Annotated in this window: 13 protein-coding genes, 3 tRNA genes and 1 pseudogene; 16 read left to right on the top strand and 1 reads right to left on the bottom strand. The window is 47.7% G+C overall.

Annotated elements, in window-relative coordinates; translation table 11 throughout:
• Window positions 1-138: 138 nt before the first annotated feature.
• The 16 genes and pseudogenes from BM241_RS12530 to dnaB all read left to right on the top strand — a co-directional run.
• Window positions 139-630: pseudogene (locus BM241_RS12530) on the top strand (IS200/IS605 family accessory protein TnpB-related protein); the annotation flags it as partial.
• 146 nt (window positions 631-776) lie between these two features.
• Window positions 777-1,133, top strand: coding sequence for a S1 RNA-binding domain-containing protein (locus BM241_RS10685; protein ID WP_025748136.1), 357 nt, complete (start codon window positions 777-779; stop codon window positions 1,131-1,133).
• 108 nt (window positions 1,134-1,241) lie between these two features.
• Window positions 1,242-1,318 (top strand) — tRNA-Met (locus tag BM241_RS10680).
• Between the two features lie 42 nt (window positions 1,319-1,360).
• A tRNA-Met gene (locus BM241_RS10675) sits at window positions 1,361-1,437 on the top strand.
• 33 nt (window positions 1,438-1,470) lie between these two features.
• Window positions 1,471-1,546: transfer RNA gene (locus BM241_RS10670), tRNA-Val, on the top strand.
• A gap of 388 nt (window positions 1,547-1,934) precedes the next feature.
• Window positions 1,935-4,331 carry a stage II sporulation protein E gene (spoIIE, locus tag BM241_RS10665; RefSeq protein WP_092282760.1) on the top strand — a complete coding sequence of 799 codons (2,397 nt, stop codon included), beginning with the start codon at window positions 1,935-1,937 and terminating at the stop codon, window positions 4,329-4,331.
• Between the two features lie 67 nt (window positions 4,332-4,398).
• Window positions 4,399-5,784 (top strand): tRNA lysidine(34) synthetase TilS, encoded by a 1,386-nt coding sequence (tilS, locus tag BM241_RS10660; RefSeq protein WP_025748134.1) that lies wholly within the window; start codon window positions 4,399-4,401, stop codon window positions 5,782-5,784.
• Between the two features lie 21 nt (window positions 5,785-5,805).
• The gene (gene hpt / locus BM241_RS10655; RefSeq protein WP_025748133.1) at window positions 5,806-6,342 is read left to right on the top strand and encodes a hypoxanthine phosphoribosyltransferase; all 537 of its coding nucleotides are present in this window, start codon (window positions 5,806-5,808) and stop codon (window positions 6,340-6,342) included.
• A 208-nt stretch (window positions 6,343-6,550) separates the two neighbouring features.
• Entirely contained in the window at window positions 6,551-8,413 is a 1,863-nt protein-coding gene (gene ftsH / locus BM241_RS10650) for an ATP-dependent zinc metalloprotease FtsH (RefSeq protein WP_092282761.1), read from the top strand.
• A gap of 173 nt (window positions 8,414-8,586) precedes the next feature.
• On the top strand, window positions 8,587-9,069 hold the full coding sequence (locus tag BM241_RS10645; protein WP_025748131.1) for a regulatory protein RecX: 483 nt from the start codon (window positions 8,587-8,589) through the stop codon (window positions 9,067-9,069).
• Window positions 9,070-9,236: 167 nt separating this feature from the next.
• The gene (pheA, locus tag BM241_RS10640) at window positions 9,237-10,061 is read left to right on the top strand and encodes a prephenate dehydratase (RefSeq protein WP_092282759.1); all 825 of its coding nucleotides are present in this window, start codon (window positions 9,237-9,239) and stop codon (window positions 10,059-10,061) included.
• 22 nt (window positions 10,062-10,083) lie between these two features.
• Window positions 10,084-10,407, top strand: coding sequence for a MazG-like family protein (locus BM241_RS10635; RefSeq protein ID WP_025748129.1), 324 nt, complete (start codon window positions 10,084-10,086; stop codon window positions 10,405-10,407).
• 16 nt (window positions 10,408-10,423) lie between these two features.
• Window positions 10,424-11,404, top strand: coding sequence for a DUF2232 domain-containing protein (locus BM241_RS10630; RefSeq protein ID WP_092282758.1), 981 nt, complete (start codon window positions 10,424-10,426; stop codon window positions 11,402-11,404).
• Between the two features lie 22 nt (window positions 11,405-11,426).
• Window positions 11,427-13,424: a DHH family phosphoesterase gene (locus BM241_RS10625; RefSeq protein ID WP_092282757.1), complete on the top strand. Its 1,998-nt coding sequence runs from the start codon at window positions 11,427-11,429 to the stop codon at window positions 13,422-13,424.
• A 3-nt stretch (window positions 13,425-13,427) separates the two neighbouring features.
• Window positions 13,428-13,874, top strand: coding sequence for a 50S ribosomal protein L9 (gene rplI, locus BM241_RS10620; protein ID WP_025748126.1), 447 nt, complete (start codon window positions 13,428-13,430; stop codon window positions 13,872-13,874).
• A 143-nt stretch (window positions 13,875-14,017) separates the two neighbouring features.
• Window positions 14,018-15,358: a replicative DNA helicase gene (gene dnaB / locus BM241_RS10615; RefSeq protein ID WP_025748125.1), complete on the top strand. Its 1,341-nt coding sequence runs from the start codon at window positions 14,018-14,020 to the stop codon at window positions 15,356-15,358.
• A 79-nt stretch (window positions 15,359-15,437) separates the two neighbouring features.
• Here the strand turns inward: dnaB and BM241_RS12835 are convergent.
• On the bottom strand, window positions 15,438-15,898 hold a 461-nt coding region (locus BM241_RS12835), incomplete at its 5' end, for a helix-turn-helix domain-containing protein (RefSeq protein WP_242948382.1).

The raw sequence follows: 15,898 nt of genomic DNA, 5'->3' as shown, positions 1-15,898 counted from the left end.
GGTATGTAGATGATGCGATAATGAAGGCAAAGAGCGTTTTAGAGTCTTGCAGAGAAAGGGACGAAAACCCCAGCAAGGTTATTTTTGGTGGCAGGAGCAAAAAAGGGAATCTCAACACAAGGATTGAGATATATGAGTATACAGGTTATAGAGGTTAATCCCGCATATACATCAGTGATAGGGCTTTTAAAATATACGCCGCAGTGTATGATAAGCAAGGACGTAGCGGCATCGTATGTGATAGCGAGGAGAGGGCTTGGACTAAAAGAGCAGATTCCCGAAGGGTATATGGCAATTGTAGAGCATTTAGATGTTGGGGAATTAGAGGGATTGAAAGAGCATGTAAAGAAAACGGTTAAGAATAAACGGTTGAGGAAGAAACGTTTGAGAGAAATAGACAGGGTTAAAAAGTGGATACAAAGCCTTGAGAGTGAGCCAGGGGAGGAATCAAGACCTCTGTATGGAACAAGTCTTGGTGCCTGTAGCGATAGCTATAAACTCTGGCGAGTTCTCAAGGTAGCGGTGGTAACGCCACTCTCTCCTGAGAAGGTATTAAGAGATGTCTCTGCCCTGAGGGGGGTATTATTCTCAGGGCAAGTGGGGAGACCCGGAACCCGGATAAGGGCGTGAGTTCCTGCTTCTTGGGGCAGGGGCTATGGTTGTCCCAAATACCGCCAGCTGGGGGGTGGGACAACTTGAAAGGCGGTAAGAAATACCCCAGCCGTCTAAACTTGTGCAGTTTTGTACAGTTTAGATGACCAGGAAAACGTTTCTGTATGCCTGTTGAGGTGGGCCAAATTATCGAAGGCAGGGTATCGGGTATTACCAAATTTGGAGCGTTTATAGTGCTGCCAGATGGCCAGACCGGCATGGTGCACATCTCCGAGATTGCCGACACCTATGTGAAAGACATACATCAATACCTGAAGCAAGATGACAGGGTAATGGTGAAGGTTTTGTCGATAGATGAGAGGGGCAGGATAAACCTCTCCATACGCAGAGCCCGGGAGAAAGAAATGACGTTTGAGGAGCGGCTGGCCAAGTTTATGAAAGAGAGCGAGGAAAAGCTGCAGGATATAAAGAGAAACCGGGAGGCAAAGCGCGGTGGGGGGCATTGGCGTGGGAGACGATAGGATTTGACGAAAAAATTCCATCTAAAAAGGTATTGACTTAAAAAAGGTTTTATTATAGAATATAACTTGCCGTTGGAGAGAAGGCAGGATCAAATAAAGCTCGGACGTCGCGGGGTGGAGCAGTCAGGTAGCTCGTCGGGCTCATAACCCGAAGGTCGAGGGTTCAAATCCCTCCCCCGCAACCAGTTTTATCTTTATAAAGATGAAAAAGGTCTGTTTGATAGTGTGGCGGCGTAGCTCAGTTGGCTAGAGCATTCGGTTCATACCCGAAGGGTCAGCGGTTCGAATCCGTTCGCCGCCACCATTGTTATAAAGGGCCTAAAAACTTAATTGTTATGGGCGCATAGCTCAGCTGGGAGAGCACTTGCCTTACAAGCAAGGGGTCATAGGTTCGAGTCCTATTGCGCCCACCATTGTTTGAGCACTCCGAGTAATGCTCGGAGGTTTTTTATTGCCATCCCACTGGTATTCACCTCAAAAACTCCATGGAACCACATCTTGTGGGATAGGAGTCTTGGGTTAGGATTTTGGCGACGTTGCTGTCAAGGCGGTGTATTGGCAGGCCGAATAGCGCTTTTTCTTTTTCGGCAGGCAGAGTTAAACAGCATTGCAGGATTATTTAGAAAAAGCCGTAGATATTTTGGGATGTCTGCAGCTTTTTTGCTTTTTTTAAGGTTTATGTCGTAAAGTTTCCAAATTTCATTTCCTAATATTGACAAAATATTTGTCCATGCTCTGGTATAATGAGTGTGCTTCGCTGGATAGCACATCAAAAACGTGGAGCAGGTGGTGTGGTGGGTCATGCAGAGGGAAGCATACTCTTACCAGGGACTTGGTGGACAGGCTATCAGGCGAATAAGTGTTTCATCAATACGCTGGAAACAAGCAATTCATGAGCTTTTAATCTGCATGTTGTGCTTTTTAATGGGACGAGCTGTCATCTTCGATGAAGTGGCTCCATTTGGGGTAGCGCTGTTCGCCAGCGTTATACCCAGAAAGAAAAATCCGGCTGTATATTTGGTTGCAGTCATATTGGGGCTTTTAAGCCGCGGCGTGCACACTTTCATCTTGAAATACGCTTTGACGGCCTGTCTGCTTTTCGTTTACAGCCAGATTCCTATCGTTAAGCGGAAGGAATGGAGTATCCTGCATACTGCCTTAGCCGTAGGTTTTGCACTTGTGTTGGTAAACATCACATATGCATATCTTCAAGGAATGCTGTTTTACGATTTGATTCTTGCTGGGTTGGAAAGCATTATTGGGTTGGTCATGGTTTATGTATTCAGCCCAGTGATGGATTTATTCATTAATATAAGTTCTCGCCGCATACTGGCCAGCCATGAAGCGATTGGCATTGGTGTTTTTCTGGCACTGTTGACAATAGGGTTTTGGGAGGTTAGGCTTTTTGGCCTATCTCTTCGCAACGTATTCGCAATTGTGCTGGTATTGCTGTTTGCCTATATAGGCGGTGCGGGAATGGGGGCGGCTCTAGGATGCCTTATTGGGCTGTTCCTTTCAATGGCTACCCAGCCTAATATCGAACTTATTGGGGTTTTTACCGTATGCGGGATGATGGCAGGGGCTTTTAAGGATTTAGGAAGAGCCGGATCCAGCCTGGCGTTTATCTTATCCAACGCCTTTATGACTTTTTATATCAATCGTTCGACGGTGACCATACTGCCTTTTAAGGAAATCGCTGTATCGAGCTGTATGCTGCTTCTCGTCTCCCGAAGGGCCATTGAATACATGCGACAAATCTGGGATGCTGGTATGAGCCGTGTTAGAGAGGGAAACAGGTATACCTCCAAGCTGAAGGAGCTTACCGTAAGCAGGCTTCAAGAGTTTTCACAGGTGTTTCATAATCTGGCGCAGGCGTTTTCACAGATTTCACAGTCTGATGTGATAAAGGGAAAGGAAGGCATAAACAGGCTGTTAGATGTGGTGGCAAGCGAGGTGTGTACCGGGTGTGCGTTTTATCGAAACTGTTGGCAACGGAATTTTTATGCCACATATAACAACATGTTTGACCTGATAAGCATAGCCGAAACCAAGGGTAACATACGAAAAGAGGACTTGTCTGAAGATTTCTGTAAAGCCTGTTTTCGAGTAGACGATGTTATAAGGGCCATGAACGAGGTTTATGAGGCCTATAAGTTTAATTACAGGTGGCAGAAAAAGATAGATGAGTGCAGGAGCTTGGTGGCACAGCAGCTTGAAGGGGTATCCAAAGTAGTAACCCGGCTGGCACAGGAGCTTGATATAGATATACGCTTTAAAAAGGATCTAGAAGAGGCCATACTGCTGGAGCTGGACAAAATGGGTATACGCGTAAAAAATGTTATGGTGATAGAAAAAGCCGACGGTAGAATAGAAGTGAACATCACCAAAAAGTCGTGTGGTGGACGAAGGGAGTGCACGCGGGTTATCGAAAAGGTTATAGGGGAAATATTGAAAAAACCCATGTCATGCAGAAGTGATGAAAGCAGAATTTGCTCCAAGCAGGAGTGTGTTCTTAAGTTCGTTGAGGCTCAAAGGTATAAGGTGATGACCGGAATTGCCAGGAAAGCCAGGGAATATGCCGATGTATGCGGCGATAACTATTCATCCATTCCTATCGATGAAGGCAAATACTTGCTGGTTTTAAGCGATGGAATGGGGTCTGGCAGCAGGGCTGAGGCTGAGAGCAGCATAGTAGTTTCGTTGCTGGAGAATTTTTTGGAGGCCGGATTTGACCTCAATATGACCATACAGACCATAAATTCCGTGTTGATACTCCGCTCTAGGGATGAGATATTCGCCACTGCAGACCTGTGCGTGATAGACCTGGTGAGGGGAAGCGCTGATTTTATCAAAATCGGGGCGGTGTCCACCTTCATCAAGAGAAAGGATGGCGTAAAGGTGATAAAGGCGCCAGCCTTGCCCATGGGGATCTTAGAGGAGATACAGGCCGAAAACGTGAAGGAGACGCTTGAAGACGGCGACATGATTGTGATGGTGACCGATGGGGTTCTGGATAGCGTGGATGCGCAGATTAACCCAGAGGAATGGATGGTTGACGTGATTTCAAAGCTGGATACCTGCAATCCCCAGGAGCTGGCCGACCATATAATGAATGAGGCATTAAAGCAGGCTGACGGCATTGCCCGCGATGATATGACTGTGATGGTGAGCCGCATATGGAAACCGTATTTTTCGTGAAAATTACCCTTGAAAAATGCTCACAAAAGGGCTAAAATGTTAATATTCTAATACAAAAGGTGATGGGATGCTGGCGAAGGTTCTCCACACCATTCACAAGTACAATATGCTGTCACCTGGGGAGCGAGTGCTGGTTGGTATCTCTGGAGGACCTGACTCTGTGGCTTTACTGCACGTTTTAAAACGGCTTGAGAAGGACATGGGCATTGAAGTCTATGCCGCTCATGTACACCATGGAATTAGGGGGACTGTTGCTGACCGGGATGCTGAATTTGTGGCGCAGCTGTGTCAGCAGTGGAATGTCCCTTTATTTGTTGAGAGGGTTGATGTGCCGCGGCTGGCTGATGAATGGGGTCTGACTTTAGAGGAGGCGGGCAGGATCGTCCGTTACCGCTTTTTTGATAAGGTATTGCAAGACATACGGGGGCATAAGGTTGCGCTAGGGCACAATCGCGATGACCAGGCCGAGACCATCCTGCACCACATATTGCGTGGGACGGGTATGCAGGGATTGCAGGGGATAAAGCCGGTACGGCAAAACAAGTTTATACGGCCCCTTATAGAGGTTTCAAGGGCAGAGATAGAGGAGTACTGTCATCAAAACGGTTTGGAATTCAGAGTAGATGCCACCAATCAGGATGTCGCCTATACCCGCAATCGAATACGGCATGAGCTAATACCATATATCAAGAGGCACTTCAATCCTAACATCGTGGATGCCCTTGTCAGGATGGGGGCCATCATACGCGATGAGGAGGAGTTCTTACAGGATTACTGTCAGAAAGAATACGACAAGCTGGTAAGGGCCTTTAGCCAAAACAAGCTCAGGATCGATTTGGATGAGTTTTTGGCACGACCCATTGCCGTCAGACGTCGGGTCCTGAGGATGGCTTTGAAGTCCATAGGTGGGACGCTCGATGAGATAGGTGCAAATCACGTCGAAGATATACTTGACATGGCGCTCAATTCCACTACTGGAGCTATGCTGACGCTGCCCAATGATATAAAGGCGCTGAAGGATTATGACAACCTTGTGGTGTGGCGTGGTGAATTCCGGCCGTCAGTGCCGCCGTTTGAATACTCTTTGGATGTTCCCGGCAGTGTCATCATAAAAGAGTGTGGGATTGAAGTCATAGTCCAGCGAGTGCAGCATAAGGAGGTTTCTTTCTCTTCTCCTTGGCGCGCTTATATTGACGGAGATGTGATCAATGGAAAACTGCGGGTTCGCAACAGAAGGCAGGGGGATCGCTTCAAGCCTTTTGGCATGGAGGGGACAAAAAAGCTAAAAGAATATTTTATTGATAGAAAGGTACCCCGGCATGAGAGAGATGGCATTCCGCTGGTGGTGGATGAAAAAAACATCATATGGGTGGTGGGCTGGCAAATTCACGACGATTACAAGGTCACGCCCAGGACCCATAACATTGTCAAGCTTGAAGCGCGAAGGATATAAAATTGATAAAGGAGGCGGAAGATGTTGAAGGGCATAGGAAGAGTTCTCATTGACGAACAGACCTTGATGCGGCGTATAGACGAAATGGGTGAGCAGATTACCAGGGATTATCAGGGGAAAGATTTGGTGCTGGTGGGGATACTCAAGGGTTCTGTCCTATTTTTGGCTGATCTGGTCAAGCGCATAAAGCTCCCATTGGTTATAGATTTTATGGCGGTATCCAGCTACGGGAGTTCCACCCACTCGTCAGGTGTGGTTCGTATACTGAAAGACTTAGATGAGGAGATAGAAGGGAAAGACGTGCTCATAGTGGAGGACATAATAGATACCGGCCTTACCCTCAACTACCTCACTGAGCTGCTGCTATCCCGAAATCCCAGGAGCTTGAAGATATGCTGTTGTCTCGATAAGCCTTCCAGGCGCAAGGTGCCGGTAAAGGTGGACTATGTAGGGTTTAGCATCCCTGACGAATTCGTGGTAGGGTATGGGCTGGATTACGCTGAGAAATACCGTAACCTTCCGTATATCTGCATACTGGATCCTGATGAGGTTGAATGAATTTCTTTCCAACTTTTTGAGGAAAACGTGCGTTGCATTATACAGTGTGGCTGTGATACAATAAAGAAAGAAATGCTATTTGTCAAGCAACGCCAAAATTTAACCAAAAGCGCAGCTGGAGGGGGTATAGCGCCAAAAAGGATGTTTGTACTGCCATAAAATAGTGTATTATATAAAAAGCAGTAATAACGGAAAAGGAGGGCTGGGTTTGAGAAAATTTCTGAGGGGCCCAGGCTTTTATCTTATTTTGTTGATCGCAATAATATTTTTGGTAACAGTGCTAGACCTTAATGCCGGGGCAAAAAAGATTTCGTACCCCGAGCTGATCAGCGAGATTGAAAAGGGCAATATCGCCAAGCTTAGAACTGTGGAAAATGCTGCTATAGGTGTAAGGAAGGGCTCCAAATACGAGAACATTTTTCCTGACAAATACGATTTTGAAGTATATCTGCCTTCAAAAGAGGCTTTTATTGAGGATGTAAAGGCTGCCGAGGCAAGGCGGTTGGGTAAATCGCCTGACCAGGTAACACCAGCGGATTTCGGCTTTGAATGGGATCCACAGCCGCCGGCAGAGCCGCCGTGGTGGCTTAATTTATTGCCCTTTGCTGTGCTCATTTTGCTGTTTGTGGCTTTCTGGTTTGTTTTTATGCAGCAGGCTCAGGGTGGCGGAAACCGTGTCATGTCCTTCGGCAAAAGCCGCGCCAAGCTGCATACCGATACCAAGCACAGGGTAACGTTCAGCGATGTGGCGGGTGCCGAAGAGGAAAAATATGAGCTGAGAGAGATTGTGGATTTTCTCAAAAATCCCAAGAAGTACCTGGAGCTGGGGGCACGCATTCCTAAAGGGATCCTGCTGGTGGGGCCTCCTGGTACTGGTAAGACTCTGCTGGCAAAAGCGGTGGCAGGAGAGGCCGGTGTGCCGTTCTTCAGCATAAGCGGTTCCGATTTTGTGGAGATGTTCGTAGGTGTAGGCGCGGCTAGGGTCCGTGACCTATTTGAACAGGCCAAGAAGAATTCCCCCTGTATTATATTCATAGATGAGATAGATGCGGTTGGACGTCATCGCGGTGCGGGATTGGGCGGAGGCCATGACGAGCGCGAACAAACGTTGAATCAGTTACTGGTGGAGATGGACGGATTTTCGGTGAATGAAGGCATTATAGTGATTGCAGCTACCAACCGCCCTGATATTCTGGATCCGGCGCTGTTGCGGCCAGGCAGGTTTGATCGGCGCATCACCGTTGGCATACCCGATATAAAAGGCAGGGAAGAGATACTGAAAGTCCATTCCAGGGGTAAGCCGTTGGCACCCGAGGTGGATTTAAAGGTTCTGGCCAAAAGGACGGCCGGATTTACGGGAGCTGATCTTGAGAACGTCATGAACGAGGCCGCAATACTGGCAGCCAGAAAGGGCTTAAAGCAGATAGGCATGGCGGAGCTGGAGGAGGCCATTACCCGTGTCATTGCAGGGCCGGAGAAGAAGAGCAGGGTGCTCACTGAAAAGGATAAGCGGCTGGTGGCTTACCATGAAGCGGGCCATGCGGTGGTTGCAAAACTGCTGCCACATGCTGATCCTGTCCATCAGATATCCATCATTCCACGTGGTATGGCAGGGGGTTATACCTTGACCCTGCCTGAGGAGGATAAGTATTTCGTTTCAAAATCGGAGCTGATGGACGAGATTACCCAGTTGCTGGGCGGACGGGCCGCTGAGGCATTGGTGCTCAATGACATCAGCACCGGTGCTTCCAATGATATACAGAGAGCCACTCAGATAGCCAGGAAGATGGTAACTGAATACGGGATGAGCGAGAACATGGGGCCAGTAACCTTTGGAGGCAAGTACGAGGAGATCTTCCTGGGGAGGGACTGGGGCACCTATCGCAACTACAGCGAAAAGGTGGCCGCACTCATAGACAAGGAGATCAAGAACATCGTGCAGGAGGCTTATGAGCGGGCCGAGACGCTGCTTAAGGAGAACATCAACAAGCTGCACAAGGTGGCTGAGGCTTTGCTTGAAAGGGAAAAGCTGGATGTAGAGGAGTTTGAAGAGGTATTTGCCAGCGCATAAAAACAGCATTAGTGTAATACAGGACGGTGTTTTTAAGACACCGTCTTTTTATAACATGGAGGAATTGATGTTTGCAGGAACTGGGTTGGCAGCATGTATCCGATGTGGACATTTGACAGGGATTTGAAGTAACCCGCACGGCATTATATCGGTAAAAAGGGGTGAAAATCTATATGGGGCCCGCATTTTGTCCTGATGAAGAGAGGAAAGCAGATGAGGCTTACCAAAGGGCTCTAAGGTATCTAGGCTTTCGTTCCAGGACTCAAAAAGAGGTGGAAGAGTATTTAAGGCGAAAGGGTTTTGAAGCAGAAGCCATTGAAAAGGCCATAGAAAAGCTGAAAGGGTACGGGTTTATCGATGACAAGGATTTTGCGTCAAACTGGGTGAACAGCCGGATGCGAAACAATCCCAAGAGTAGGGCAGCTATGGCACTGGAGCTGAGGCAAAAAGGGGTGGATGCCGAGATAATCGATGAGGTGATGGAGTTGGTGCCTAGGGAGCAAGAAGAGGCTGTGGCAAACAGGCTTGCTCAAAAATATTATGAAAGATATAGGGAAGTAGATGAAAGAGAAAGGATGTATAAAACTGCCCAGGCGCTGGCGCGCAGAGGTTTTGATTGGGAGCTCATAGAGAGGATAATTAGACGATTGATGTAAATGTTGTATTTGATACGGAGTCCGTATAAGCTGCATTAATTGAAGCGGTTAAGTCATGCAGAGCTGTTTGACTGACTATGCAGGCATGGATGGGACAGCACACATTGACAAAGAGCCATGCGGCGTATACAATTTAACTTGACGATATCTTAAAAAAGGGGAAAGATATGGAAAAGGTAGGCTATCTGGGACCCGAAGGTACCTTTACCCATGAAGCGGCCCTGTTGTACGCAAAGGGGAAACAGGTGTATTTAGTCGAATATCCAAGCATCCCTGACCTCATATATGGGGTAGACAAGGGCCAAATAGATCATGCGGTGGTCCCTATGGAGAATTCCATGGAAGGCACGGTAAATGTAACGGTTGATATGATAATTCATGAGGTGAGCGTGTATATAACTGGAGAGCTCGTCCTGCCCATACATCATTGTTTGCTCGCAAAGCCAGGGGTGCAGTTGGATGAACTGTGGGTGGTATTGTCCCATCCCCAGGCCCTGGCACAGTGCCGCAAATTTTTATATGAGAGATTGCACGGCGTGGAACTGCGGGCCACTTCTAGTACGGCTGCAGCGGCCAGAGAGGTAATGATGGGCCCGCGGGAATGGGGAGCCATAGGGAGCAAACATGCTGCCCGTGTGTTTGGCCTGGATATCCTTGAAGAAAACATCGAGGAGCACAACGGTAACTGTACCAGGTTTGTTGTCTTGTCCAGGCAACAGAGCAAACCCACCGGATGTGATAAGACTTCCATCGTATTCAGCGTGGACCACAAGCCCGGCAGCCTGTATCATGCCCTCAGGATCTTTGCCGAGAGGCACATAAACCTTACCAAAATTGAGTCGCGGCCCATGAAGACCAGCCTGGGCGAATATCTGTTTTTGGTGGATTTTGAAGGGCATGTTCAGGATGCTGTGGTGCAAGATGCGCTGGATGAGCTGGCCGGCCAGAGCAGGTATTTTGCTGTGTTGGGGTCATATCCCAGATTTACGTAAGAGAGGGGTTAAAGCCTTGCGAATGGATAACGAGAGGGAGCTTGACATTGCTAAAAACGTAAAGATTATTGAATGGCTCAAGAGCGAGATATTGCTCTCTATTGCTGAGCTATTTCGCATGCTGGCCAGCAGTGCTCGCATTTCACAGGATAGCTTGGCGGATTGCCTTGCCAGCATAATCGTAGCTTCTTACCTGCTGGGCAAGAGGCTGGGGATTCACTTTGGCGTGATCGAGCAAAAGATTGCAAACAAGATTCGTCTGGGGATTTTGGAGGAACATGAGATAGAAAAGGACTACGGCGATTTGTCCGAGCTGAGGCAGCATATGAAGGCCAACAGAGAATAAATATGGAGTGTGTGGTATGAATTTAAAGTTGAAGGCTGCGCTAGAAAGCGCCCTGATTGCCACAATAAGCACTGTGCTGCTGGTGATACTGTTTTTCATCCCAGTGCTAAACGTCGTCATCTTTATCTGGCCGGTACCATTTATTGTGCTGGGGGCCAGAAGGGAGCCCTGGGCAGGCATACTAGGGCTTGTAATAGCCGGGTTACTGCTTGGGATGGTGTTTCATCCGTTCCTGGGATTTGCGGTGGTCATACTTAATTTCCCACTGGTGCTGGTGCTTTCGTGGACCATAAGAAAGCGTTTTGACTTATTTGAATATATCGTCATGTCGGCAGGGGCTGTGCTGCTTTCAGCCCTTGTATTTCTAAAAGCGTTTTCCTGGTTTACCGGGCAAACGGCGTTTGAATATATAGCCAATAGCATACGCCAATTTTTTGCCAGCAACATAGTGGATTTTAGCCGCATAATAGACCTATACGCTCAACTTAAGGTGATAGAAAAGCCCATATCTCCAGGGGAGTTTGCAGAGGTGGTTATAGGGCAACTGGAGCAGTTTGTGCCATTTGTTCCTTCGATGTTGATCATATTCTCCTTGATATATGGAACCATAAACATGCTTGTGTCGCGTATGGCGCTCAAAAAGCTGGGATATGTGCTTAACGGATTGCCCGAATTCAGCGACTGGATGCTGCCCAGAGGCGCGGGGTTGGGTTTTATGGCTATGCTGCTTATTGCTTATGTGGGCAATTTGCTGGATTTGAAGAATTTTGAGGTTGTATTTTATACCGTGCTGTCGCTGTGTTCGTTTGTGTTTTCAATTCAGGGTTTGGCGGTTGCAACGTTTTTCATGAAGTTCAAGATGAACAGGGTGCCTAACTTTTTGCGCGCTGTGATATTGGCTGTGCTTTTTATGATTGCTCCAACGCTTCTAATGTCCCTGGGAATTTTGGAGCAGGTGTTCAAGCTGCGATCGGTGTATCGGCGGATGAATCCGTAGTAGATAAAGAGGTGGATTATTGGTGAAAAAGCCCGCAGTCAAGGGGCTTAATGTTCCCGAAAATCCGATATATTTAGCTGTTATATTGGTGCTTTCGTTGATTGTATGGTATTTCAACTGGGCAATCGGCCTTGCGGCCTTTTTGCTGTTTGTCTATCTGGTATACTATAACTGGAAGGTTACGCGGATAAGAAGGATTGAATGGACGCGCTATCTTGAGAACCTATCTGAAAATATAGACTGGTCTACAAAAAACGCGGTATTTAGCGTGCCCATGCCCTTTGTAGTGGTAGAGCTGGACGGAACTATTAACTGGTACAATTCCCGGTTTGGCCAGCTGTTTGAAGGGGAAAGCTTGTTTGGCAAAAATATAAAGAACTATATTCCTAATCTGGACCTCTATGGCCTGCTCAAGGCTAAAGAGGAGGATTGCAAACAAGTAGAGCTAAACGGCAGGAAATACCGCCTGTTTTATACGCCCCTAGGCATCGATGGCAACAAAGACAGCCGCAGAGTAATCATATTCATGTATCTGCAAGACATAACCGAAGAGGCCTTGTTGAAGGCAAAATACCATGATGAGCGCCTGGTAGTTATGCTGGTGCAGATCGATAATTATGATGAGGTGATGAGCAACACCGATGAGGCAAAACGGCCGGTGGTGCTGGCCGAGATTGAGGCTGCATTGAGCCAGTGGGCCATTTCTCTCAATGCAGGCTGGAAGAAATATGACCGCGATAAATTTGTAGTCTTTGCCGAAGCCAAAGCATTGAAGGCGCTGGAGGACAACAAGTTTCAAATACTCGATGCCGTTAGGGCTATCAGTGCAGGTAACAGGATTCCTGTCACCTTGAGCATAGGGGTAGGGGCAGACGGCAAAACCCCTCTGGAGCTCAGCCACTATGCGCAGTCTGCCCTTGATCTGGCTCTGGGACGTGGAGGGGATCAAGCGGTAGTCAAGCGAGGAACCAAGCTGTTTTTTTACGGAGGCAAGAGCAAAGAAGTTGAGAAGCGTACCAAGGTTAAATCCAGGGTTATTGCCAATGCCCTCAAGGAGCTGATGTCCCAGTCGTGGGGAGTATTCGTCATGGGCCACGAGGCGGCGGACCTCGATTGCCTGGGGGCCGCTTTAGGTATTTACAGATGTGCCCGCCATGTTGGTAAACAAGCTTATATAGTGATGAGCCGTCCCAATACTTCCATACGGCCATTGATAAGCAGGCTTCTGGAAAATGAGGAATACCAGGACGCTTTTATAACAACCGACGAAGCTCTACATAAGGTGGATCGCCAGGCGGTGCTGGTGGTAGTGGATGTACATCGTCCGGCCTTTATGGAGGAACCGCGGCTTTTAGGCGCTGTGGACAAGGTGGTGGTGATAGACCATCACAGGAGAAGCGCAGAAGCGGTAGAGAATGCCACGCTGGTATATCTGGAACCCTATGCTTCTTCCACCAGCGAGCTTGTTACTGAAATAGTGCAATACTTCGATGAAAAGGTTGAGCTTAAGCCTGTAGAGGCCGATGCTTTGCTGGCAGGAATAACGGTGGACACCAAAAATTTTATATTCAAAACCGGCGTGCGCACGTTCGAAGCGGCGTCTTATCTCAGGCGTGCCGGTGCAGATCCCGCTTCGGTGCGCCATCTACTCCAGGATGACCTTGATACCTTCCTAAGCCGTGCCGAAGTGGTGAAAAATGCTCAGATAATCGCGCCGGGCGTGGCACTGGCATATTGCCCGCCCAATATCAAAAACGGTTCGCTTATTGCTGCCCAGGCTGCCGACAGCCTGCTTACCATAAAGGGTATACACACTTCCTTTGTCCTGTATCCGAGTGGCGACGGCGTCATGATAAGCGGAAGGTCTCTGGGAGATGTAAATGTCCAGATGGTACTGGAAAAACTTGGAGGAGGAGGACATCTGACGGTTGCAGGGGCGCAGCTTGGCAGCATGAGCCTTGATGAGGCTCGTCAAAAGGTCATTGAGGCATTAAAAGATTATTTAGAGGAGGGGAAATAACAAATGAAAGTGATTCTGATTCAGGATGTAAAAGGACAGGGGAAACAGGGTGACGTGATAAATGTCAGCGATGGATATGCTCGGAATTACCTTTTCCCCAGGGGGTTGGCCATAGAGGCTACTGAGCAAAACTTAAAGGCGCTCAAGGAAAAGAAACAGGCAGAGGCAAGGCGTAAAGAGCATGAGCTGGCAGAGGCACAGAAACTGGCAAATACTCTATCGGGACTGACGGTGGTGATAAAAGCCCGCAGCGGCAGTGAGGGCAAGCTGTTCGGTTCGGTGACCAATAAGGAAATTGCCGAGGAGCTCAAAAGACAACACAACATAGATATTGACAGGAAGAAAATTGTGTTACCCGAACCGATAAAGAGCACGGGGAACTATATGGTGACAGTCAAGATATACCCGGAGGTTACAGCTACGTTGACCGTGAAAGTTGAGGTGGAGTAACCTGCTAAGGGTACAAAATTGTATGTACTCAAAAAATGATTTAAAGGTGCTAGAATTAACAATGGTGTATTGTTAAGCTGATAGGCTGAGTATGGCTGTTTAGAATTTTGCGATGGATAGATTTATGGAGAAAGGGAGTTGTTATGGCTGAGTTGCTGCACCGCATACCCCCTCACAATTTAGAAGCCGAGCAATCGGTCCTGGGTTCAATGCTGATCGATGCCGAGGCCGTTTCGGTGGCGGCCGGGTCTTTAAAGGCTGAAGATTTTTATTCCGAAGCCCATAAAGAGATATTTGAGGCCATGCTGAACCTGTATGATCGCGGTGAGCCGGTGGACCTGGTCACAGTTGTGGAAGAGCTGAGACAGAGGGGTACCCTGGAAGGGGTGGGTGGAGCGGCTTATATATCTGACCTGTCTGTGGCTGTCCCTAGCACAGCTAATTTAAAGTATTACATACAGATAGTAGAAGAAAAATCAATCTTGCGGCAGCTCATTGCGGCATCCAACGAGATCATAAGGGACAGCTACGAGGCACAGGAAGAGCTGGACATCATCCTGGATAGAGCCGAAAAGAGGATATTTGAAATCTCTCAGCGACAGACCACCAATTACTTTGAACCGATAAAAAATATCCTCCTTGAGACCTATGCCAAGATTGAAGAGCTGTCCAAGAAAAAAGGCGGTATAATAGGTTTGCCTACCGGTTTCCACGAATTTGACCAGAAGACGTCAGGCCTCCATCCTTCAGACCTGATACTGGTGGCGGCCCGGCCATCCATGGGTAAAACCAGCTTTGTGCTCAATATTGCACAGTATGTGGCTTTGCGCCAGAAGGTGCCGGTTGCCATATTCAGCCTGGAGATGTCCAAAGAACAGCTGGTGCAGCGCATGCTGAGTTCAGAGGCCAATGTAGAGCTGCAGAAGATTCGCACGGGAGATCTAAGCGAAGAGGATTGGTTAAAACTCGTGAGGGCTGCTGGACCGCTGTCGCAGGCTCCCATATACATAGACGATACCGGTGGGCTTTCGGTCATGGAGATACGATCCAAGGCGCGCAGGCTTAAGATGGAAAAGGGATTAGGGCTACTGGTCATTGACTACCTGCAGCTTATGTCGGGCAGGGGCAGGGCGGAAAACCGCCAGCAGGAGATATCGGAAATTTCCCGTTCACTGAAAGCCCTGGCCAGGGAGCTGAAAGTTCCCGTTATCGCGCTGTCGCAGCTCAGCCGCGCTCCAGAAGCCAGGACCCAGCACCGGCCGATGCTCAGCGACCTGCGTGAATCGGGTGCCATCGAGCAGGATGCTGATCTGGTCGTATTCATATACAGGGATGAGTATTACAACCCCGATACCGATAAGAAGAATATAGCCGAGATAATAATTGCAAAACAGCGAAACGGCCCTACCGGCACTGTTGAGCTGGTGTGGTTGGGGCAGTACACCAAGTTTGCCAATTATGAAAAAAGCCGTCAGGAGTACTGACGGCTTTTTTCATAAAGTAATAGCATTTTTCGCTTATAATTTTAACCCTCAAAGAAATAATATATTTTACACTTTGGAATTACCTTCTTTTTTTATTTTTGTTTATAAATTCACATAGTTCTTTCACTGATATAACTTCATTTTCATCAGCTATTACACAACACCCATTTTTATTGTTTTCTACATAAGGATTGCGAATATCAGACCGACCTAATAGATAATCTACTGTTACGTTAAAAAGGTCAGCAATCTTTTTTAAAGTCATTGAATCTGGGTCACGTCTACCTTGCTCATACATTCCGATGGCCGAAGTGCTAAGTCCTAGTTTTTCACCTAACTCTGTTTGGGTCATTTTGTGTTCTTTTCTCAATTTTCTTAATCTTTCTGTAAGCGTCAAATAGAGCACACCTAAAAATTTGTAATCAGATGTGAGATAATTCCTCCGTAGAAATGATGAGGAGGGATTATCTATGACGCACAAAGAGCGTAAGCAACAGTGGGAAGCTAGGATTGAGGCATATAAGTCCAGCGGCTTAAGCA

Origin of the sequence: Caldicoprobacter faecalis, from assembly GCF_900115765.1 — a bacterium.
Lineage (GTDB): Bacteria > Bacillota > Clostridia > Caldicoprobacterales > Caldicoprobacteraceae > Caldicoprobacter > Caldicoprobacter oshimai.
This window is presented reverse-complemented; position numbering and strand designations above follow the sequence as displayed.